Consider the following 18,565-nt stretch of genomic DNA (forward strand, 5'->3'; position numbering starts at 1 on the left):
CCCGATATCCGTCCGTACCCACTCACCGAGGAGTGGCCCGCATGACCGCAGACCTCGCCGTCGCCCAGCTGACCGAACGGCACCGCGCGACCCTGGACCAGGCCCTTCAGGCGATCCGCACCCGTGAGTACTGGTCGCCGCACCCCGAGCACCCCAAGGCCTACGGAGACGGACACGGCCTGGACGCCGCCGAGGGCAAGGCGGCGTTCGAGGCGCTCCTCGGCAAGCGCTTCGCGTTCGACGGCTCCGGCCACGCCGACCAGCCGGGCACCGACGAGTGGACCGGCGCGGAGATCTCGCCGTACGGGATCGAGCTGGGCGTCAGCTACCCGCACCCCGACCTGGACACGCTGCTCGCGTCCATGCGCGACGCCATGCCGTCCTGGCGCGACGCCGGGCCCGAGACCAGGGCGCTGGTGTGCCTGGAGATCCTGGCCCGGATCAACGCCCGCACCCACGAGTTCGCGCACGCGGTGATGCACACCAGCGGCCAGGCCTTCACGATGGCGTTCCAGGCGGGCGGCCCGCACGCGCAGGACCGCGGCCTGGAGGCGGTGGCGTACGCCTACCAGGAGCAGACCCGCACCCCGTCCTCGGCGCACTGGGTCAAGCCGCAGGGCAAGCGCGACCCGCTGAAGCTGCGCACCACGTTCAAGACCGTACCGCGCGGCATCGCGCTGCTCGTCGGCTGCAACACCTTCCCGACGTGGAACGGCTTCCCCGGCCTGTTCGCCTCGCTGGCCACCGGCAACCCGGTGCTGGTCAAGCCGCACCCGCGGGCGATCCTGCCGCTGGCGCTGACCGTGCGGATCGCGCGGGAGGTGCTGGGCGAGGCCGGGTTCGACCCCAACCTGGTCTGCCTGGCGGCGGAGCGCCCGGGCGAGGGGATCGCCAAGACCCTGGCGCTGCGCCCGGAGATCCGGATCATCGACTACACCGGCTCGACCTCCTTCGGCGACTGGCTGGAGACCAACGCCCGCCAGGCGCAGGTCTACACCGAGAAGGCCGGCGTCAACACGGTCGTCATCGACTCCACCGACGACTACCGCGGCATGCTGGGCAACCTCGCCTTCGCCCTGTCGCTCTACAGCGGCCAGATGTGCACCACCCCGCAGAACCTGCTGATCCCCCGCGACGGCATCGACACCGACGCCGGGCACAAGACCTACGACGAGGTGGTCGCCGACCTCGCGGCGGCCGTCGACAAGCTGCTGGGCGACGACGCGCGGGCCAACGCCCTGCTGGGCGCGATCGTCAACCCGCAGGTGCGCGAACGGCTCGACGGCGCCGCCTCGTTGGGCACGGTGGCGCTGGCGTCGCGGTCCGTGGCGCACCCGGAGTTCCCCGACGCGCTGGTGCGCACCCCCGCGATCGTCACGCTGGACGGCGCCAAGCCGGACGACGAGGCCGCCTACCTGTCGGAGTGCTTCGGCCCGGTGTCGTTCGCCGTCGCGGTGGACTCCACGGCGGACGCGCTGGCGCTGCTGCGCCGCACGGTGCGCGAGAAGGGCGCGATGACGGTCGGCGCGTACACCACGTCCGCCGAGGTGGAGCGCGCCGTGGAGGAGGTCTGCGAACAGGAGTGCGCCAACCTGTCGCTGAACCTCACCGGCGGCGTGTACGTCAACCAGACCGCCGCCTTCGCCGACTTCCACGGCACCGGCGGCAACCCGGCGGCCAACGCGACGCTGTGCGACGGGGCGTTCGTGGCGAACCGCTTCCGCACGGTGGAGGTGCGGCGGCCGCAGTGACGCGACGGGCGGGCGGCCCGGTGCGACCACGGCGTCGTCGCCGGGCCTTCGCCCCCGCCCCGCCGCGTAGGCCCAGGTCAGGCGCGGCGGGGCGGACGCGGCGGGCCCGTAGGCTTGGCGCATGTCCGACGACCTGACCGCCGACGTGGTGCGGCACTGGCGCGAGGCCGCCGCCTCGGGCGTGCTGCTCGACGGGTTCCACGCGCTCAAGCACGCGCTGCGTTTCGGGGCGGACGTGCGCCTCGTGCTCGCCGCCGACAAGGACGCCGTGCTGGCCCTGGCGGCGGAGCTGGCGCCGGACGTGGCCGAGCGGCTGGACGCCCTGGTACGGCCCGTTGCGGCGTCGCTGCTGCGGGAGTTGCTGCCGCGCACCCATCCCACCGGGGTCGCCGCGATCGCCGCCCGCCCGGAGCGCGACGCCAACCTGGCCGCGCTGGCCCGCCGGCCCCGGCGGGCCCCCGTCGTCGTCCTGGAGAACCCGCGCAACCTCGGCAACGTAGGCGCCGTCGTCCGGCTCGCGGCCGGCATGGGCGCCACCGGCGTCATCACCACCGGGGACGCCGACCCGTGGCACCCCAACGTGTTGCGCGCCGGCGCCGGCTTGCACTACGCCACCGCCGTCGAACGCCTCGACCTCGGCTCGCTGCCGGACGGCCCGTTGTTCGTCCTCGACCCGGCGGGCGACGACATCAGGACGACGACCCTGCCCGACGACGCGCTGCTCGCCTTCGGTTCCGAACGGCACGGCGTCTCGGACGAACTGCGCGGCGTGGCGACCCGGTTGCTGGCGCTGCCGATGCGCGCCCAGGTCTCCAGCTTCAACCTGGCGACCAGCGTGGCGATGAGCCTGTACCACTGGAGCGCGGGCCCGGGAACGCGGGCGTAGCGGGCCCCTCAGCCCGGCAGGGTGTCCACGCCCGGCGGGGTTGGCGCCGCGACCGGTCGCGGTCGCCCACCGTCGCGCTGGGCCGGGATGGCGGGGCGCTCACCACGTGAGACCGCCCGCACCAGCCGGTCGCGCGCCCAGCGCAGGAAGCCGGTCGGCAGGAAGACCGCGTCGGCCGTGATCATCGCCAGGGAGAAGAACGGCAGCCCCAGGGTGACCGCGATCGCCGCGTGCTCGCACATCATGGCCACCAGCAGCACGTTCTTCACCCGGCGGTTGAAGAGCGTGAAGGGGAAGGCGACCTGCACGATCACCGTGCCGTAGGTGATCAGCATGACGACGACGCCGTTGGACGACATCAGGTGCGACAGGGCCGGCCAGGGGGTGAAGTCGTTGAGGTGCAGCGGGTAGTACAGCGCGGTGCCGTCCTCCCAGCGCGAACCCTGGATCTTGTACCAGCCGGCGGTCGCGTAGATGAAGCAGACCTCGACGACGATCACCAGCATGGCGCCCGCGTGCACGACGTTGGCGACCATCTCCATGACCGCGCGCGGCTCACCCGGCGCGTACTTGCGCAGCAGCCACCACAGGCCCTGCAACGCGAGCACGACGTAGAACGCCGACGCCCAGAACATGCTGAGGTCGCCGAGCGCGCAGACCACCAGCAGGCCGATCGCCCCGGCGACCCAAGTGACGACGCCGACCACGTCGTTCGTCTCGTACGGGTCGCGTGCCGCGCGTCGCGGATCGCGCTCGCGGCGGCGCCTGGCACGGCGGGCGTCCAGCGACCAGACCTGACCGCAGCGGGTGAAGAGCAGGTAGATCGCCATGATGTGGACGACGTTGTCGCCGCCGTCGCCCTCGAAGACGCTGCGGTTCTGCAACGACAGCACGCCGATCATGAACAGCAGCGCGGAGGTGCGGGTCCGCCAGCCGAGCATCAGGGCGGCGCTCGCCAGGATCGCGACCGTGTAGACGATCTCGAACCACACCCTGCTGTCGGACCACAGCAGTACGGTGAAGGCGTGGTTGGACGCGATCAGGCTTCGCGCCATGTCCCAGCTCCACGGGCTGCCCGGCCCGTACAGCTCGTCGCGGTGCGGCCACTCGCGCAGCAGGAACAGCAGCCAGGTCAGCGCGAAGCCGATCCGTATCACCGCCGACTGGTACGGCGCCACCGGCCGGCCGCTGACCCGGGCCAGACCGCGGCCGATCGCGCTGTCCAGTCCGCGCAGCACGCCCGCGAAGGGTGAGGGCACGGCGGGCTCGGCGCGCGGCACGGGAGCCTCGGCGCGGGGCGCGAATGCCTGCCCGGGAGTCCGGTCGTCGGTCACGTGAAGTCCTTGGAGCTGACGGTCCACCACGGCATCACGCGGTAGGTGGTCTGGGTGTCGATCCGCTCGGCGCTCCACTTGGGCGCCGCCACCGGCATCGTGGCGAGGCGCACCTGGACGCGCTGCACGGAGCCGCCGTTGAGGTGCGGGCCGAAACGGTGGGCGATGATCCGCAGCAGGTACTCCTGCGACAGGTCGCCGCGGTCCCCGATCGGGTGGTCCTGCTCGTCGTGGGTGTCGGTGTAGAAGCCCCAGGCGCGGCGCAGTTCGTTCTGCTCGGTGTGGCTGGGGATCGGGTTGTGCCGGATCTTGGCGATGTCCATGGCGGTGAAGTCGACCCAGCCGGTCGTGCTCGTCGCGCCGTTCGCCTGCCGCACCTCGGCGCGGGCCTGGACGTCGGTGTTGACCTGCACCGGGTTGGGCGCGAACAACTGCCAGTTCTGCTCGAACTCGGGGTCGACGTAGCCGTTGATCGCCGAGGCGTGCGCCTTGGAGATCGTGTTGGACGGCGCGACGCTCAGGAAGACCATGCCGAGATGGACAGCGGCGCCCACCACCACGGCGGCGACGGTGAGCGCGACGACGACCCGGGAGGGAAGCGAGAGGCGGGCTATCGGGCCGAGGTCGGAGGCGTATCCGGTGTCGTCGGCCTCGGGGCGGCCCGCGTCGGGAACCCCGGAGGCGGAGGCACTCGCGTCGCCGGAGGCGGTGCCGCCCACTTCGCCGGAGGCGGAGGCGCCTACCTCGCCAGGGGCAGAGGCGGAGGCGGGGGCGCCTACCTCGCCGGTGGCGGAGGCGGGGCCGCCCGCGTCGTGGTGGCCGGTCTCGGGATCGCCTGGGGCGTGGTCGCCGCCCGTGGTGGCGCCGCTGGGGCCCCCGGGACCGCTGGGGAGGCTGGGGCCGGCGGGGCCAGGGCGGTCTGGCCGACTGATGCGATCGGGGTGATCAGGACGCTCGGAGGCGCGGGGGTCGGCCGGGGCACGGCTTTCCGGGGCGGGATCCGGGGCGGAGGCGGCACCGGCGGGTGCCTCGCCGTCAGCCGTCGCCTCGTCCGGCGTTCCCGGTCCTCCCGGCGCCTGCGCCCCCTCCGGGCCCCCCGGCGTGGCTGCCCGATCTTCCGGCACGTGCGCCCGCGCGGGCGCGTGAGGACCGCCCGCGTCGGCGCCCCGGTCCGGTGCCGCGCCGGCTTCGGACCCGCGTCGCGCCGCCCCCTGCTCGGGTGGCTCCATCTCGTGCCCCGTTCCCTTCCCTGGCGCCCCGAAGGCCCAGATCCCCGCGGCCCGAGGGCCGTCTCCCCGGCGGCCGGTGGGCCTTCGGGCCCGGGCCACCACGCCACCGTTGGTCTTGACCACCGGAACGCTACTCATGAGGCCGCCGCTAGGACAGCCGTACGAGGTTATCCACAGGCCGCGGCCCGGCCTTGACACCCTCCGCCACCCGGCACACCATTGAACCGAACGGTCGGTCGGTAGCTCATGAGGTCCACCAGGGCCCAACGGGAGTGAGGGAGGCTTCGGCATGGCCACGGCACAGACGGCGGACGCCGTCGACCAGCAGGCGGAGTTCGACGCGTTGGTGGCCGCCGAAGGGCGGATCGAGCCGCGCGACTGGATGCCCGACGCCTACCGGGCCACGCTGGTCCGCCAGATCGCGCAACACGCGCACTCCGAGATCATCGGCATGCAGCCGGAGGCCAACTGGATAACGCGCGCCCCCAGCCTGCGGCGCAAGGCGATCCTGATGGCCAAGGTGCAGGACGAGGCCGGACACGGCCTGTACCTGTACGGCGCCGCCGAGACCCTGGGCGTCAACCGCGACGACCTGCTCGACAAGCTGCACGCGGGCCGCCAGCGCTACAGCTCGATCTTCAACTACCCCACCCTGACCTGGGCTGACGTCGGCGCCATCGGCTGGCTGGTGGACGGCGCGGCGATCACCAACCAGGTGCCGCTGTGCCGCTGCTCCTACGGGCCGTACGCGCGCGCCATGGTGCGGGTGTGCAAGGAGGAGTCCTTCCACCAGCGCCAGGGTTACGAGCTGCTGCTGGCGCTGTCGCGCGGCACCGAGGCGCAGCACGCGATGGCGCAGGACGCGGTGGACCGCTGGTGGTGGCCGTCGCTGATGATGTTCGGCCCGCCGGACGACGAGTCGGCGCACTCCGCGCAGTCGATGGCCTGGCGCATCAAGCGGCACTCCAACGACGAGCTGCGTCAGCGGTTCGTGGACATATGCGTGCCGCAGGCGGAGTCGCTGGGGCTCACCCTGCCCGACCCGGACATCGCCTGGAACGAGGAGCGCGGCTGCTACGACTTCGGGCCGATCGACTGGTCGGAGTTCCAGCGGGTGCTGCGCGGCGACGGCCCCTGCAACGAACAGCGTCTCGCCCAGCGCCGCGCCGCGCACGAGAACGGCGCGTGGGTCCGCGAGGCGGCGGCCGCCTACGCCGCCAAGCACGCCGGCGACGGCACGACGGACAGCACCGAGAGCACCGAGAGCACCAAGAGCAGCGAGAGCGCTGAGAGCACCGAGGGGGCGATGGCGGGATGAGCGGCGACTGGCCGTTGTGGGAGGTCTTCGTGCGCAGCAGGCGCGGGCTGAGCCACAGCCACGCGGGAAGCCTGCACGCGCCCGACGCGCAGATGGCCCTGCGCAACGCGCGCGACCTGTTCACCCGGCGCGGGGAGGGCGTGTCGATCTGGGTGGTCCCGGCCGCCGCGATCACCGCCTCGTCGCCGGACGAGAAGGATCCGTTCTTCGAACCGGCGGCCGACAAGGTCTACCGGCACCCGACGTTCTACGAGATCCCGGAAGGGGTGCAGCACCTGTGAACGGCGAGCCGACCCGGCCCGGCTCCCTCGCCACCTCCGCGGGCGCGGGCGTCGCCCCCGGCACGGCCGCGTGGGCCGCGGTGGCGCTGGCGGACGACGCGCTGGTGCTGTCCCACCGCCTCGGCGAGTGGGTGGGGCACGCGCCGGCGCTGGAGGAGGAGGTGGCCCTCGCCAACATCGCGCTCGACCTGCTGGGCCAGGCGCGCTTCCTGTACTCGCTCGCGGGCGACGAGGACGAGCTGGCGTACCTGCGGGAGGAACGGGCCTTCCGCAACGTGCAGTTGGTGGAGCGGCCCAACGGTGACTTCGCGTCCACCATCGTGCGGCAGCTGTTCTTCTCCACCTACCAGGAGCTGCTGTACCTGGAGCTGGCGGCGGCCGAACCGGACGGCGAGCTGGGCGCGTTGGCCGCCAAGGCGGTCAAGGAGGTCGCCTACCACCGCGACCACGCCGCCCAGTGGACGCTGCGGCTCGGCGACGGCACGCCGGAGAGCCACCGCCGCACGCAGGAGGCGCTGGACGCCCTGTGGCGCTACACCGGTGAACTCTTCGAGCCCGTCGAGGGGTTGGAGATACGCGCCGACGCGCTGCGGCAGCCGTGGCTGGCGTCTGTCACCGAGGTCGTCACGCGCGCCACCTTGACCATGCCGGAGGGCACCGACCGGATCGACTGGGCGGCGGGCGGCGGACGGCAGGGCGTCCACACCGAGCCGTTCGGCCGGATGCTCGCGGAGATGCAGCACCTGCACCGGGCGCACCCGGGGGCGTCATGGTGACGATGACGGCGCTGGAGGAGGAGCTGCTGCGCATAGCGGGCGGTGTCCCCGATCCCGAGCTGCCCATGCTCACCCTCGACGAGCTGGGCGTGCTGCGGGGCCTGCGCGTCGTCGCGCCGGGTGCGGTGGAGGTCGAGCTGACGCCGACGTACACCGGCTGCCCGGCGGTCGGGACGATGGCCGCGGACATCACCGACCGGCTCCGCGAGCGCGGCATGGCCGAGGTGTCGGTGCGCACGGTGCTGTCGCCGCCGTGGACCACGGACGCCATCAGTCCGGAGGGCCGCCGCAAGCTGGCGGAGTCCGGCATAGCCCCGCCGCGCCCGAAGGAGGCGTCGGGGCCGGTGCCGGTCGAGCTGTCGGTGCGCTGCCCGCACTGCGGTTCGCTGGACACCACGTTGCTCAACCGGTTCTCGTCCACCGCCTGCAAGTCGCTGCGGCGGTGCGAGAGCTGCCGTGAACCGTTCGACCACTTCAAGGAGTTGTGAGGGATGGCGATGACGGCGACGGCCCGCCACAGCGCGTTCCACGCGCTCCGGGTGGCCGAGGTCGACCGGCTCACCGACGACGCGGTGGCGCTCACCTTCGAGGTGCCGTCCGCGCTGCGCGAGGCGTACCGCTTCACGCCCGGGCAGCACATCGCGGTGCGGCGGTTCGTGGACGGCGCGGAGGTGCGGCGGACGTACTCGGTCTGCGATCCGGCAGTCATCGACGACGCCGGCGACGGCGCGGACGCGGGGCCCGCACGGCTGCGGGTCGGGGTGCGGCTGGTGGAGGGCGGCGCGTTCTCGACCTACGCGCTCAAGGAGTTGCGGGCGGGTGACGAGCTGGAGGTGATGACTCCGGCCGGGCGGTTCGGCGCGGGCGCGTGGGCGGCGGTGCCGGAGACCGGACGCGGCGGGCACTTCGCCGCGGTCGTCGGGGGCAGCGGCATCACCCCGGTCCTGTCGATCATGACGACGCTGCTGGCGCGGCGTCCCGAGGCGCGGTTCTGCCTGATACGCAGCGACCGCACGGCGGCCTCCACGATGTTCCTGGAGGAGGTGGCGGACCTCAAGGACCGCTACCCGGGGCGCTTCCAGCTGGTGCACGTGCTCTCCCGGGAGGAGCAGCAGGCGGGACTGCCGTCGGGTCGGCTGGACGGAGAGCGGCTGGGGAGGCTGCTGCCCGCGTTGCTGCCGGTGGACGCGGTGGACGCCTGGTTCCTGTGCGGGCCCCACGGGCTGGTGGAGGACGCGGAGCGCACGTTGCGCGGACTCGGGGTGCCGGCCGACCGGGTCCACCAGGAGGTCTTCCACGTGGACACGGGTGCCGCGGCCGACGCCACCGCCCGCCCCGCGGTCCCGGTGGGCGCCACCGTGCACGCGACGCTCGACGGCCGCAGCGGCGACTGGCCGTCGCGAGGTGGGGAGTCGGTGCTGGAGACGGTGCTGCGCAACCGCGCCGACGCGCCCTACGCCTGCAAGGGCGGGGTGTGCGGCACGTGCCGGGCGAAGCTGGTCTCCGGCGAGGTGCGGATGGACCGCAACTTCGCGCTGGAGCCGTCGGAGGTGGACGCGGGATACGTACTGGCCTGCCAGTCGCATCCGGTCACGGAGAAGGTCGAGGTCGACTTCGACGCCTGACCCGGCCGCGTGCCGTGGCCGCCCGGACGTCACGCGCCGGGGACGTCATGCGCCGGGGGCGCCCCGGGCCGCCGAGCCGCCCGTCGCGCCGCCGTCGTCACAGAACGCCGGCCGGGGCGTCCGTCTCGCTGACCAGCGGGCGCCCGGCGGCGTGCCAGGCGAGCATGCCCCCGTCGACGTTGACCGCGTCCACGCCCTGCGCGATCAGGTACTGGGCGACCTGCGCGGAGCGTCCGCCGACCCGGCACACCACGTGGATGGTCCGGTCGGCGGGCAGTTCCGCGATGCGCGCGACCAGTTCGCTCATCGGGATGTGCACCGCTTCGGGGGCGTGACCGACCGACCACTCGTCGTTCTCCCGCACGTCGAGCAGGTACCCGTCGGACGGGACGGCGGCGGCGTCCACGGCGGGCAGCGGGGCGAAGTTCATCGGTGGGCCTTCCGTCGGTTCCGGTCGGCCCATCCTCTCATCCGCGCCGGCGCCGGCCACGCGGCCAGATCCCGTTCCGCCCCGCCCGCTCAGCCCTCGGCGCGGTCCACCTTGCCGACGAGGTCCGCGAGGCGGCGTTCGCGTTCGGCGACCTGGGACAGCAGTTGTTCGGCGATCTCGTTGAGCAGGCCGTCCGGGTCCTGGGGGGCGAGCTTCATCATCTGGCCGATCGCGCTGGCCTCCAGTTCCGCTGCGACCGCGGCCAGCGACTCCTTGCGCTGGGCCAGCCACTCCAGCCGGGCGTACAGTTCCTCGGCCTTGGTCAGCGGCGGGCGCTCCGGCGCGGGCCCGGCCTCCCACTCCTCGGCGAGCGAGCGCAGCGCGGCCTCGTCGCCCTGCGCGTACGCCTCGTTGACGCGTGCGATGAACTCGCCGCGCAGCCGCTGGTCCTCCTCACCGCGGGCCAGGTCGGGATGGGCCTTGCGGACCAGTTCGCGGTAGAGGCGGCGGGCCTCCTCGGCGGGCCGCACCCGGCGCGGCGCCTGCGGATCGTCCACCTGCCGCACCCCGTCCGAGCCCAGCAGCCCCTCGAACAGCTCCTCCACGCCCGGCATCGGCATCACCAGGGCGCGCGCCTCCCAGGCACGCCGGATGTCGTCACGCTCGCCGCTGTGCGCCGCGACCGCCTCCGCGATCAGGGCGTCGAGTTCGTCGAGACGCGCGTACATCGGGCCGAGTCGCTGGTGGTGCAGCCGGGAGAAGTTCTCCACCTCGACCCGGAAGCTCTCCACCGCGATCTCGAACTCGATCAGGGCCCGCTCGGCGGCGAGCACCGCCCGTTCCAGGCGGTCCTCGGTGCCGCCCTGCTCCGAGCGGTCCTCGGTGCCGCTCGGCGGCTGGTCGGACGGCGGGCCCGCGGCCTCGCCGTCGTGCCGCCGGGTCTCCTGTGCGCCTTCCGGGTTCGTCACGCGACCAGCCTACGAGTCGGCGCAAACCGAGCCGCCCGGCCGCCGGGACCCGGCCCCCGCCGGCCGCGGGGCCCACGGCTCACGGCCCATCACCCGGGCCCGTCCCTCGCGGCCACCCGCTACCTGGGTCCCGGCCCCGCGCTCCGGCACGCAGGTCGCAGCCCCTGCCGTCGCGCCCCGGCCCGCAGGCCAGGCGGCCCGCCCGGCAAGCACAGCGCTCCGCCCCCTGTCCACACCGGGGGCCCAACCCCCTTCCGCAGGTGGGCAATCTCGGTATTTCCTCGCACTCCCATGACGTTTCGTGCTTGCCTGGAGCCAGAATGTATTCACGGCTGCCCTCCGGCGACCGTTGGCCGAGAACCGTAGGTGCACGACGTTGGACAAGACGTTGGACGACTCACACGGGACGAGCAGACCTCCGGTCACCACGGACGGCGCGGACGCCGGTCGCGGCGACGTCGAGGGCGGCGGGGCGCAGGAAGGGGTCGCGCCCGTGCCCGGGATCGCGGCGCTGCTGCGGCTGGCCGTGGTGGCCGTCGACACCGACGGGCGCGTCTCGTACTGGAACCGCGGCGCGCAGGAACTCTTCGGCCACCGCTGGGAGTCGGTGCACGGCCACCGCGCGGCGGGATTGCTGGCCGCGCCGGTGCCGACCTCGCCCGGACAGCTGCGGGACGCGACCGAACTCCTCGACGACCTGACCCGCCCCTGCTGGGCCGGCCGGTTCCCGGTCACGGACCGGGACGGCGCGGTTCGGGACGTGCTGTGGTGGTCCTACCGCGTTGCCGAACCGGCAGGCCGCAGCCTTCTGGTGCTGGCCGCGCACGCCACGCCGCTGCGCACCGGAGGCCTGCGCGTCGCGGTCGGCGACCGGCTGCTGCCGTACGCGCTGGTCGGAGAGCCGGGCACGGAGGGCGTCCGCGTCACCGCCCGGCTGGCCGCGCCCATGGATCATGAAAGCCCTGCGGGCCCCACGGAGACCGCCGGTCCCGCCGACCGCCTCGGCGCCGTCCTGCCCCGAGTCAGCCCCGGCCGCCTGGAGCGGATCACCCGGGAGATCACCCGCCTCGGACCTCCCGCGCTGGAGATCGAGGGGACCGCCGTGCTGCCGGTGCTTCCCTACGAGGCGCTCCCGTACGAGGCCGCGCGCTCCGGTGGCGCCGTGATCCGGCCGGACGAAACGGTCGCAGCCCCTGGTCGGCCCACCGCCGCCGCCACTGCCGTCTCCGCCACGCGGCGTCCCGCCCGCCGTTCCGTCCCCCGGCGCCGCGCCGAACTGCTTCCCGCCCCCCGCGACACCGCCCCGCCCACGGCGTACGACCCGACGACGACGCACGACCCGACGACGTACGACCCAGCCAGGACGTACGACTCACCCGCGGCGTACGAAGGCCCCACCGGCGTCGCCGCCGACGCGCTCACCCCCGTGCCCGCGTTCCCGCCCGTCGTTCCCGGCACGGTGCTGGACGAGCAGCTCGCGCTGCTGCGCGAGACCGGAACCCGGGTGGGCACCACCCTCGAACTCGACGCCACGGCGGCCGAGTTGTGCGCCGTAGCCGTGCCGCGCTTCGCCGACTTCGCCACCGTGCTGCTGGTCGACCAGGTCTTCTCCGACGCCGCCTCGGACACCGGCCCCGACCCGCACGGCGCCGACCCGCACGGCACCGCCACGGGCCCCCGCGTGGTGCGCCGCATCGCCGTCGCCAAGGGCAGCCCGCACGGCCCGTGGAGCCGCGCCCTGCCGGAGGGCGAGCTGTACACCATCCCGGCCGGGCACGCGCCCGCGCTGGACGAACCCTTCCTGCTGCCGGTCGTCGACCCGACGATCGCCGCCGGGCTCGCCGAGGACCTCGGGGTGCCCGCGCTCGCCCCGCTGCTGCCCGGCCGCTCCGTGCTGCTGACCCCGCTGACCGCGCGCGGCACCGTGCTGGGCAGGATGTGCTTCGTACGGGAGCCGCAGCGGCGGCCGTTCGACGCCACGGACGCGGCGACCGCCGCGGAACTCGCCGCGCGCGGCGCCGTCCACCTGGACAACGCCCGCCTGCACCGCATGGAGTCGCGCGCCGCCGCGACCCTCCAGCGCAGCATGCTGCCGACCTCCCCGCCGCGCATCCCCGGTGTGCGCATCGCCCACCACTACCGGCCCGGCGACCGGCAGGCGCAGGTCGGCGGCGACTGGTTCGACGCGGTCCAACTGCCGGGCGGGCGCGTCGCGTTGGTCGTCGGCGACGTGATGGGCCACGGGCTGCTGAGCGCGGCCGTGATGGGGCAGTTCCGCACCGCCGTGCAGACCATGGCCGCGCTCGACCTGCCGCCCGCGCAGTTGCTGCGCCACCTGGACAACCTCGCCCAGCGGCTCGGCGCCGACCATCTGGCGACCTGCGTCTACGCGGTCTACGACCCGATCCACCGCACCCTCGCGCTGGCCAACGCGGGCCACATCCCGCCGGTCCTGGTGCGCGGCGACGGCCGGGGCGAGCTGCTGAGCATCCCGGAGGGCGCGCCGATCGGGGTGGGCGGGGTGCCCTTCGAGACGGTGGAGATCCCCGTTCCTGACGGCAGTTGGCTGGTGCTGTGCACCGACGGGCTGGTCGAGGTGCGCGGCGAGGGGATAGACGCGGGGCTGGCCGCGCTGTGCTCCAACGTGATCGAACCGCAGCAGACGCCCGAGGACGTCTGCGACCAGATCCTCTCCCGCGTCCACTCCGAGGACCGCAGGGACGACGTTGCGCTGCTGGTCGCCCGTTTCGAGGGCATCGCGTCGGCGGACGTCGCCGAGTGGCAGCTCGCGCTCGACCCCTCGGAGGTGCGCACCGCGCGGGCGGTGACCCGCAAGCAGTTGGCGCAGTGGGGCCTGGGCCAGCTGTCCGACCTGACGGAGCTGCTGGTCAGCGAGCTGGTGACCAACGCGCTGCGGGTCGCCTCGCACGAGGTGCAGCTGCGCCTGATGCGGGTCGGCAAGCTGCTGGTCGAGGTCAGTGACGACAACCACAACCTGCCGCAGCTACGCCGGGCCGACGCGGTCGACGAGCACGGCCGGGGGCTGGCACTGGTCAGCAACCTCTCGCGGCGCTGGGGGACGAGCCGCAAGGCGGTCGGCAAGGTGGTGTGGTTCGAACTGCCGCTGCCGAAGGAGTAGCCGCGACCGCGGGAGGGCATGTCACCGGGGAACCGAAGAACCGTCCAGTGGGCCGCTTTCCCCTCCGATGTGTTGTATTATACAACCATCTGAAAGGGGAACCCCGTGTCAGCTTCGCCAGGCCCCGGTGCCCGGAGCGCCGAGCGCGCCGTGAGCAGCAACGACGACAGCCGGGAAGAACGGGTGGACCGAGACGCCCGGGAGGACCGGGAGGAGTCGGTCGAGACCATCCACCGCGAGCTGACCGCCTTCGCCCGGCGCGCCCGCTCGACGGCCGCCCGGATGCATCCGGAACTCTCCCTCGTCGCCTTCACCCTGCTCGCCCACCTCGCCGACCAGCGCGGCTGCCGGGCCACCGACCTCGCCGCGCACTACATGCTGGACAAGTCCACCGTCAGCAGGCAGGTCGCCGCGCTGGAGAAGCTCGGCTTCGTCGAGCGCCGCCCCGACCCCGACGACCAGCGCGTCCAGGTCCTGCATCCGACGCCCTCCGGCTACGAGGTGCTGACCACGGCACACACGCGACGCCAGGAGGTCTTCCGCCGCCGCTTCGCGGACTGGCCGCAGGACGACCTCAGCCGTTTCGCGGAGTACCTCGTCCGCTTCAACGAGGCGTCGGTGGTCTACGACGTCGCACCGTCGTAGACCGGCGCCTCGCCGGCCTCGGGAACGCGATCGGGATCTGGATGCGAGCCGGCCCCGGAAACGCGAGCCGACCCCGGAGCGCGACCAGCCCAGGACGTGGAACGCGAGGCCCCGACGGCGTCATCGAACCGAAGACGCGGGCCGTCGACGCCCTTCTCGCAGCCCACCGTTGAAGCGCCGTCAGGCGTTCTCCGTCCTGGCGGCCGGAGCACGGGGGCAGGCCGGGGCCTCGGGCATGTGGCGGGCGGCCCAGTCGGCCAGTTCGTTCATCGCGGGGGCCAGCGCGTCGCCCGCGGGCGTGAGCTGGTAGCCGACCCGCAGCGGGGGCCCCTCGTCCACCTCGCGCAGCACCAGGCCGGCCGCGGTCAGCTCGGAGAGCCGGTCGGAGAGCATGCGCTCGCTGATCCCCGGCACCGCTCGGCGCAGCTCGGCGAAGTGCGACCGCCCCTGGGCCATCAGCACAGCGATGATCACACCGGTCCAGCGCTTGCCGAGCAGCGTGAAGACGCGGGTGATTCCCTGGTCGATCGCCTTGCACTCCTGAGGATCCCGCATGCCGCCATCGTACTGCACCGACCGCAGTCACTATATTTTTGTTAGTAGGTGTGGTATCCCTAGTAGAGGTAAGACTTTCAACTAACTGGACCCGTGGAGGGACCACCATGGCCACCCTGCTGCACATCGACTCCTCGCTGAACGGCGACAACTCCGCCTCGCGTGCCGTCACCGCCACCTTCCGCAAGGAATGGGAGGCCCAGCACCCGGGCGGCACGGTGATCTACCGCGATCTCGCCGCCGAGCCCCTGCCGCACCTCGACACGGCCGCCGCCAGCGCGGGCTTCGCCGACCCGGCCACGCACACCCCGGAGCAGGCGGAGGCGTTCGCCCTGCGGGTGAAGCTGGCGGAGGAACTGGAGCAGGCCGACGCGGTGCTCATCGGCGCGCCGATGTACAACTTCACGATCCCCTCCACCTTGAAGGCGTGGCTGGACCAGGTCATCCTCATGGGCCGCACCTCCGGTGAGAACCCGTCCGCCAAGGGCACCCCGGCCATCGTCGTGGCCAGCCGCGGCGGCGGCTACGGGCCGGGCACCCCGCGCGAGAGCTTCGAGTTCGTCACCACCTACCTGGACAAGGCGCTGAACGGCGCCCTCGGCCTGGACGTCGAGTTCATCGTGCCCGAGCTGACGCTGGCCCGGGTCAACCCGGCGATGGCCGACCTGGTCGAGCTGGCGGACGCCTCGGCGGCCAAGGCCCACGAGACCGCGACCAGCCGCGCCAAGGAGCTGGCCGCCCGCCTGGCGGCCTGATCCGGACCGACCGGCACGGTAGGGGGCTACGGCCCCGGCACGGCGAAGGGCCGCGCGGAGCACTCCGCGCGGCCCTTCGCCGTGATCGGTCTCACCGCCCGCATCCCGCACCCTCGACCGCCGGCGGCCACCTCACGGCACCAGCCACCTCAATGACGCCGGCGCCGTGAACCGTCATCCATACGGAAAAAGACCCTCAAAGCGTCACGCCGAAGTCACGGGCGATGCCGACCAGGCCGGACGCGTAGCCCTGGCCGATCGCGCGGAACTTCCACTCCGCCCCGTTGCGGTACAGCTCGCCGAAGACCATCGCGGTCTCGGTCGAGGCGTCCTCCGTCAGGTCGTAGCGCGCCAGCTCCTTGCCGTCCGCCTGGTTGACGACGCGGATGAACGCGTTGCGCACCTGCCCGAAGCTCTGGCCGCGGCCTTCGGCCTCGTAGATGGAGACCGGGAAGACGATCTTGTCGACCTCGGGCGCGACGGCCGCGAGGTTGACCTTGATCGCCTCGTCGTCACCCTCGCCCTCACCCGTGAGGTTGTCACCGGTGTGCTCGACGGAGCCGTCGGGGCTCTTGAGGTTGTTGAAGAAGACGAAGTGCCCGTTGGACAGCACCTTGCCGCCGCCGTCCAGCAGGAGCGCGCTCGCGTCCAGGTCGAAGTCGGTCCCGGTGGTGGTGCGCACGTCCCAGCCCAGCCCCACGGTGACCGCGGTCAGACCCGGGGCCTCCTTGGTCAGCGAGACGTTGCCGCCCTTGGTGAGGCTGACACCCATTACGACACCCCGCACAATCCGGCGCGGGCCACGCCACTTGACGATTCCTTTGCCCACCCCGCCCAACGACCGCCCACCCGGCGAGGTTCCCGTACGGCGTTCCCGTACAACGAAGAAGACCCCGCTCCGGATCTCCGGAGCGGGGTCTCACTCTGTGCGCGAGGGGGGAGTTGAACCCCCACGCCCTTTCGGGCACTGGAACCTGAATCCAGCGCGTCTGCCTATTCCGCCACCCGCGCATTGGGTGCTGCCGTTCGATTCTGCCACACTTTCCGAGCCGTTCTTACTGGCCTTCGGAACCGGTGGGAGCGCCTCCCGACGTCCTGAAGACTAGCACGTCATCCGGGGTGGATTCACATCCGTTCCCGGGGGCAGGGCTTCCGGAGGGCGGGGGGCGGACCCGGCGACGCGGGACCTTGCGGGACACTGACAGGAGCCGCATCTACCATCCCTGTGAAGACAACGGCACCGCAGTACGACGAACGACACCGCAGCACGACAAGCGGACGGGAAGGTTCCGTCCGACCCCCGTCGGGATCGCGGTGTGTGAGGGTCGACACTGTTGTAGTCGATGGCTGAGGGGAACCACCTGATTTCCCGTCGCGTGGATACGATCAGTAAGCAGTACGAAGCGAGAACCGCACCGTACGGAAGCGGAACCGAGGAAGGAGGTGCCCCGTGGGAGTACTGAAGCGCTTCGAGCAGCGACTCGAAGGTCTCGTCAACGGCACCTTCGCCAAGGTGTTCAAGTCCGAGGTCCAGCCGGTCGAGATCGCGGGCGCGCTCCAGCGGGAGTGCGACAACAACGCGACGATCTGGAACCGCGACCGCACGGTCGTGCCCAACGACTTCATCGTCGAACTGAGCCCCTCCGACCACGAGCGCCTGAGCCCCTACGCGACCCAGCTCGGCGACGAGCTGTCGGGCATGGTCGGGGACTACGCCAAGCAGCAGCGGTACACCTTCCTGGGCCCGATCAAGGTGCACCTGGAGAAGGCCGACGACCTCGACACCGGGCTGTACCGGGTGCGCAGCCGCACGCTGGCGAGCAGCGAGTCGCAGCCGCACGCCGCCGAGGCCCGCCAGGCCCACGACGCCGGGCAGTACCCGCCGCCCGGCGGCCGTCCGCCCGGCCGTCAGCAGCGGCCCGGGGGCTACGGCTACCCCCCGCAGCCCGCCTCCCCGCCGCCCATGCCGGCCGGTCCGCCGCCCGGACGCGGCTCGGTGACCCGGCTGCCGGGCACCGGCGACCCGTCCTCCACCGCCCGGCGGTGGATCGAGATCAACGGCAACCGCCACCAGATCTCCGGCTCGACCCTGGTGCTGGGCCGCAGCACCGAAGCGGACGTGCGGATCGACGACCCCGGGGTCTCCCGCAAGCACTGCGAGATCCGCGTCGGGTCGCCCTCGATGGTCCAGGACCTCGGCTCCACCAACGGCATCGTGGTGGACGGGCAGCACACCCAGCGCGCTACGCTCCGCGACGGCTCACGCATCGTCGTGGGCAGTACCACCATCGTGTACCGGCAAGCCGAAGGGTGAAGCGGGGGCAATGTCAGAGCTGACCCTGACGGTCATGCGGTTGGGCTTTCTCGCCGTGCTGTGGCTGTTCGTCATCGTCGCGGTACAGGTCATCCGTAGTGATCTGTTCGGAACCAAGGTGACGCAGCGCGCCGCCCGGCGCGCGGAGAGCGGCCAGCGTCCGCCGCAGCAGCGCCAGCAGGCCGCGCCCGCCCCGCAGCGCCAGCAGAACCGCCAGCGCCGGGGGGCGCCGACCAAGCTCGTCGTCACCGAGGGTTCGCTGACGGGTACGACCGTCGCACTCCAGGGCCAGACCATCACCCTCGGCCGGGCGCACGATTCGACCATCGTGCTCGACGACGACTACGCGTCGTCGAGGCATGCCAGGATCTATCCGGACCGCGACGGTCAGTGGATCGTCGAGGACCTCGGATCCACCAACGGCACCTACCTGGACCGCGCGCGGCTCACCACACCGACGCCCATTCCGCTCGGTGCCCCGATCCGCATCGGCAAGACCGTCATCGAGCTGCGGAAGTAGTCGCACTATGAGCCAGCGGAGCGAGCGAGCGCGACCGAG

Annotated in this window: 18 protein-coding genes and 1 tRNA gene; 12 read left to right on the forward strand and 7 right to left on the reverse strand. The window is 72.8% G+C overall.

What is annotated here, in order from left to right; translation table 11 throughout:
- Positions 1 to 41: 41 nt before the first annotated feature.
- Both paaN and CK485_RS28065 read left to right on the forward strand, forming a co-directional pair.
- Positions 42 to 1,751: a phenylacetic acid degradation protein PaaN gene (paaN, locus tag CK485_RS28060; RefSeq protein WP_109454716.1), complete on the forward strand. Its 1,710-nt coding sequence runs from the start codon at positions 42 to 44 to the stop codon at positions 1,749 to 1,751.
- A 121-nt stretch (positions 1,752 to 1,872) separates the two neighbouring features.
- Complete coding sequence (locus CK485_RS28065) at positions 1,873 to 2,637, forward strand: TrmH family RNA methyltransferase (protein ID WP_199239553.1); 765 nt, start codon at positions 1,873 to 1,875, stop codon at positions 2,635 to 2,637.
- 8 nt (positions 2,638 to 2,645) lie between these two features.
- Here CK485_RS28065 and CK485_RS28070 read toward each other — a convergent pair whose 3' ends face one another.
- Positions 2,646 to 3,863 (reverse strand): HTTM domain-containing protein, encoded by a 1,218-nt coding sequence (locus CK485_RS28070; protein ID WP_241968676.1) that lies wholly within the window; start codon positions 3,861 to 3,863, stop codon positions 2,646 to 2,648.
- A gap of 104 nt (positions 3,864 to 3,967) precedes the next feature.
- Complete coding sequence (locus CK485_RS28075) at positions 3,968 to 4,690, reverse strand: DUF5819 family protein (RefSeq protein ID WP_241968654.1); 723 nt, start codon at positions 4,688 to 4,690, stop codon at positions 3,968 to 3,970.
- A gap of 799 nt (positions 4,691 to 5,489) precedes the next feature.
- On the opposite strand from CK485_RS28075, the gene paaA reads away from it, so the two are divergent.
- From paaA to paaE, 5 genes are all read left to right on the forward strand, one after another.
- Positions 5,490 to 6,518, forward strand: coding sequence for a 1,2-phenylacetyl-CoA epoxidase subunit PaaA (paaA, locus tag CK485_RS28080; RefSeq protein ID WP_109454717.1), 1,029 nt, complete (start codon positions 5,490 to 5,492; stop codon positions 6,516 to 6,518).
- Entirely contained in the window at positions 6,515 to 6,799 is a 285-nt protein-coding gene (gene paaB / locus CK485_RS28085) for a 1,2-phenylacetyl-CoA epoxidase subunit PaaB (protein ID WP_109454718.1), read from the forward strand. Before paaA ends, paaB begins: the two co-directional genes overlap by 4 nt.
- Positions 6,800 to 6,879: 80 nt before the next feature.
- Entirely contained in the window at positions 6,880 to 7,575 is a 696-nt protein-coding gene (gene paaC / locus CK485_RS28090; RefSeq protein WP_241968677.1) for a 1,2-phenylacetyl-CoA epoxidase subunit PaaC, read from the forward strand.
- Positions 7,569 to 8,063: a 1,2-phenylacetyl-CoA epoxidase subunit PaaD gene (paaD, locus tag CK485_RS28095; protein WP_109454720.1), complete on the forward strand. Its 495-nt coding sequence runs from the start codon at positions 7,569 to 7,571 to the stop codon at positions 8,061 to 8,063. Before paaC ends, paaD begins: the two co-directional genes overlap by 7 nt.
- A 9-nt stretch (positions 8,064 to 8,072) precedes the next feature.
- On the forward strand, positions 8,073 to 9,200 hold the full coding sequence (paaE, locus tag CK485_RS28100) for a 1,2-phenylacetyl-CoA epoxidase subunit PaaE (RefSeq protein WP_109454812.1): 1,128 nt from the start codon (positions 8,073 to 8,075) through the stop codon (positions 9,198 to 9,200).
- Positions 9,201 to 9,297: 97 nt separating this feature from the next.
- On the opposite strand, the gene CK485_RS28105 is transcribed toward paaE, so the two are convergent.
- Complete coding sequence (locus CK485_RS28105) at positions 9,298 to 9,630, reverse strand: rhodanese-like domain-containing protein (RefSeq protein ID WP_109454721.1); 333 nt, start codon at positions 9,628 to 9,630, stop codon at positions 9,298 to 9,300.
- A gap of 89 nt (positions 9,631 to 9,719) precedes the next feature.
- Positions 9,720 to 10,598 (reverse strand): hypothetical protein, encoded by an 879-nt coding sequence (locus CK485_RS28110; RefSeq protein WP_241968655.1) that lies wholly within the window; start codon positions 10,596 to 10,598, stop codon positions 9,720 to 9,722.
- A 376-nt stretch (positions 10,599 to 10,974) separates the two neighbouring features.
- Here CK485_RS28110 and CK485_RS28115 point away from each other — a divergent pair, with 376 nt between their 5' ends.
- Positions 10,975 to 13,737, forward strand: a complete 2,763-nt coding sequence (locus tag CK485_RS28115; RefSeq protein ID WP_241968656.1) for a SpoIIE family protein phosphatase — start codon at positions 10,975 to 10,977, stop codon at positions 13,735 to 13,737.
- Positions 13,738 to 13,887: 150 nt separating this feature from the next.
- Positions 13,888 to 14,382 (forward strand): MarR family winged helix-turn-helix transcriptional regulator, encoded by a 495-nt coding sequence (locus CK485_RS28120; protein ID WP_241968657.1) that lies wholly within the window; start codon positions 13,888 to 13,890, stop codon positions 14,380 to 14,382.
- A 180-nt stretch (positions 14,383 to 14,562) separates the two neighbouring features.
- On the opposite strand, the gene CK485_RS28125 is transcribed toward CK485_RS28120, so the two are convergent.
- Positions 14,563 to 14,937 (reverse strand): helix-turn-helix domain-containing protein, encoded by a 375-nt coding sequence (locus tag CK485_RS28125; protein WP_109454723.1) that lies wholly within the window; start codon positions 14,935 to 14,937, stop codon positions 14,563 to 14,565.
- A 107-nt stretch (positions 14,938 to 15,044) separates the two neighbouring features.
- Here CK485_RS28125 and CK485_RS28130 point away from each other — a divergent pair, with 107 nt between their 5' ends.
- Positions 15,045 to 15,692, forward strand: coding sequence for an NAD(P)H-dependent oxidoreductase (locus tag CK485_RS28130; protein WP_109454724.1), 648 nt, complete (start codon positions 15,045 to 15,047; stop codon positions 15,690 to 15,692).
- A 196-nt stretch (positions 15,693 to 15,888) separates the two neighbouring features.
- Here the strand turns inward: CK485_RS28130 and CK485_RS28135 are convergent, their stop codons facing one another.
- Both CK485_RS28135 and CK485_RS28140 read right to left on the reverse strand, forming a co-directional pair.
- Positions 15,889 to 16,464, reverse strand: coding sequence for a TerD family protein (locus CK485_RS28135; protein ID WP_109454725.1), 576 nt, complete (start codon positions 16,462 to 16,464; stop codon positions 15,889 to 15,891).
- A 155-nt stretch (positions 16,465 to 16,619) separates the two neighbouring features.
- A tRNA-Leu gene (locus CK485_RS28140) sits at positions 16,620 to 16,703 on the reverse strand.
- 439 nt (positions 16,704 to 17,142) lie between these two features.
- On the opposite strand from CK485_RS28140, the gene CK485_RS28145 reads away from it, so the two are divergent.
- Both CK485_RS28145 and CK485_RS28150 read left to right on the forward strand, forming a co-directional pair.
- A complete protein-coding gene (locus CK485_RS28145; RefSeq protein ID WP_109454726.1) occupies positions 17,143 to 18,006 on the forward strand; it encodes a DUF3662 and FHA domain-containing protein in 864 nt (287 codons plus the stop codon).
- Between the two features lie 10 nt (positions 18,007 to 18,016).
- Positions 18,017 to 18,526: an FHA domain-containing protein gene (locus CK485_RS28150; protein WP_109454727.1), complete on the forward strand. Its 510-nt coding sequence runs from the start codon at positions 18,017 to 18,019 to the stop codon at positions 18,524 to 18,526.
- The last annotated feature ends 39 nt before the right edge of the window (positions 18,527 to 18,565 follow it).

Source organism: Streptomyces sp. ICBB 8177 (assembly GCF_003144095.1).
GTDB lineage: Bacteria > Actinomycetota > Actinomycetes > Streptomycetales > Streptomycetaceae > Streptantibioticus_D.

Bases quoted from the DNA above. Each gene is read 5' to 3' on its own strand.
- paaN (WP_109454716.1), top strand. From the start codon at position 42: ATGACCGCAGACCTCGCCGTCGCCCAGCTGACCGAACGGCACCGCGCG.
- CK485_RS28065 (WP_199239553.1), top strand. From the start codon at position 1,873: ATGTCCGACGACCTGACCGCCGACGTGGTGCGGCACTGGCGCGAGGCC.
- paaA (WP_109454717.1), top strand. From the start codon at position 5,490: ATGGCCACGGCACAGACGGCGGACGCCGTCGACCAGCAGGCGGAGTTC.
- paaB (WP_109454718.1), top strand. From the start codon at position 6,515: ATGAGCGGCGACTGGCCGTTGTGGGAGGTCTTCGTGCGCAGCAGGCGC.
- paaD (WP_109454720.1), top strand. From the start codon at position 7,569: ATGGTGACGATGACGGCGCTGGAGGAGGAGCTGCTGCGCATAGCGGGC.
- paaE (WP_109454812.1), top strand. From the start codon at position 8,073: ATGACGGCGACGGCCCGCCACAGCGCGTTCCACGCGCTCCGGGTGGCC.
- CK485_RS28105 (WP_109454721.1), bottom strand. From the start codon at position 9,630: ATGAACTTCGCCCCGCTGCCCGCCGTGGACGCCGCCGCCGTCCCGTCC.
- CK485_RS28125 (WP_109454723.1), bottom strand. From the start codon at position 14,937: ATGCGGGATCCTCAGGAGTGCAAGGCGATCGACCAGGGAATCACCCGC.
- CK485_RS28130 (WP_109454724.1), top strand. From the start codon at position 15,045: ATGGCCACCCTGCTGCACATCGACTCCTCGCTGAACGGCGACAACTCC.
- CK485_RS28135 (WP_109454725.1), bottom strand. From the start codon at position 16,464: ATGGGTGTCAGCCTCACCAAGGGCGGCAACGTCTCGCTGACCAAGGAG.
- CK485_RS28150 (WP_109454727.1), top strand. From the start codon at position 18,017: ATGTCAGAGCTGACCCTGACGGTCATGCGGTTGGGCTTTCTCGCCGTG.